The following is a 1,850-nucleotide window of genomic DNA, read 5'->3' as shown; positions in this document are numbered from 1 at the left end:
TCTTTTTCTTTTAAAATATATTTTTCTTTTTTAGTTAGAGCCTCTAAATTTAATTTAATTAATTCTAATTCTTTTTTAGTTTCAATATAACTTTTAAAGTTTTTCATATATTTCCTCCCTTCTTATTTATAGCTTATGGATTATTAAAAATAGAGGCTTTACTAAAACACAGAAAAAGCATCAAAATGATGCTTCCAGACTGTTGACAAATAGGTATTAATTTTTGCTTATTTGTCTTTTTTATTGTTAAATTTAAATAAAATAAAAGATTAAGAAGGATATAAGCATTAATTAAGATTTATGCAAGGCAAACTTCTTTAAGTTCATACATGCATAAAGAAGGGTTAATTCGCGATGAACCCTTTCTTTTGTTCTATAGTATGTTTTGGTTAACCCATATTTCATTTTGCCATCTGCAAAGACTCTTTCTATATGTTGAGGCCTTTGTTTATATATTTCTTGAACATCTAAATGATGTCTATAATCATTTGCCATTTCTTTATACTCCTCCCAAATGTGTCTTAATACTTGTTTATATGAACTTTTTGTACATTTATCTTTAAATGGACAATTTTGACAATCTTTTTTATCTGCTTTATATATTTTATATCCATCTTTTGTTATTCCTTTGGGTATTAAATCTTTCACATTTGGGCATATATAAATATCATTATATTCATCATAGACAAATTCATACTTTTTTAACATATTTTTTCTATATCCTAATCTACTATATGGGAAGGCTGGTATTAAATCTAATTCTATTAATGTTTTACATATGTGACTAGTTATATATGCAGCATCTCCTACAAAGTATTTTATATCTCTTATATTAAAGTGATTAACTAAATTTTCAAATGAAGGATAAAAAGCGACTGAATCGTGCATATTACTTGGATTAGTATTTACTGTTAATATATAATTATTATTATCACATATCACACTTGTATTATAGGCAAACATTTTCTCCTTATCGCTTTTATATAACATTCCTGCATCTTTGTCTGTATCGCTAACTATAATTTCTTTTTCACCAATCACTTCTTCTATTTCAACTTCTTCATTACATTTTACTATTCTTTGTACTTCTTCTAAATATTCTTCTTCACTTAATTCTTTATTATGTAGTTCTATTAATGCCATCTCTAAATCTAGTTCTTTTTGATATTTCTTGGCTTCTATATTTACCATCTCTTTGTGATTTTTCTTTTTATTCGCATATGCTTTTGTATTTGTTGAGTCTATATATACTGCGGTTAAGTCTAAACAATTATGTTGTTCCAATAAATCGATTACTTTATCAAATACTACTTGTAATAAATCTTTTTCTAACTTACAAAACTTCCTTTTATAATTCTTAGAATATGTTGAATGATTTGGTACTTTTTCAGTTATTCCATATCCGATAAACCATTTGTATAACATATTATATTCTAATGTTTCATATGTTTTTCTTAAACTATCTTCATGAAAAAGGAACTTTATTATATGAATCTTTATCAAAACTATTGGGTCAATACTTTTTCTTCCAACTTTTGAATATAGTTTTTCTACTTCTTCATATACAAAGTTCCAATCAAAATATTTTTCTATTATTCTTAAGAAATGATTTTGAGGTACTATCTCCTCTAAATTTATCATTTCGGTTTGATATTGTCTTTTTTCTCTTTTAGTCATCATATTATCACTTACTTTCTTTATTATTTCCAATTATATTATATCAGATTTTCATAAAAAAAGTAAGAACTGTAAGCTTTAAATTTGGAAATAATAAAGCGTTCTTACATGTTTATTATACTATATTTTTTCTAAAAAGAAAAGACTATTGAACTTATTTGTCAACAGTCTGA

General features: G+C 24.6%; 1 protein-coding gene. It reads right to left on the bottom strand.

Annotated features, from left to right (window positions below):
* Window positions 1-291 precede the first annotated feature (291 nt).
* A complete protein-coding gene (locus QZ306_RS10465; protein ID WP_295163644.1) occupies window positions 292-1,677 on the bottom strand; it encodes an IS1182 family transposase in 1,386 nt (461 codons plus the stop codon).
* Between the last annotated feature and the right edge of the window lie 173 nt (window positions 1,678-1,850).

Source organism: uncultured Brachyspira sp., assembly GCF_910588665.1.
Lineage (GTDB): Bacteria > Spirochaetota > Brachyspiria > Brachyspirales > Brachyspiraceae > Brachyspira.
Note: the sequence above shows the minus strand (reverse complement) of the source record. Positions and strands in the feature narration are given on the sequence as shown.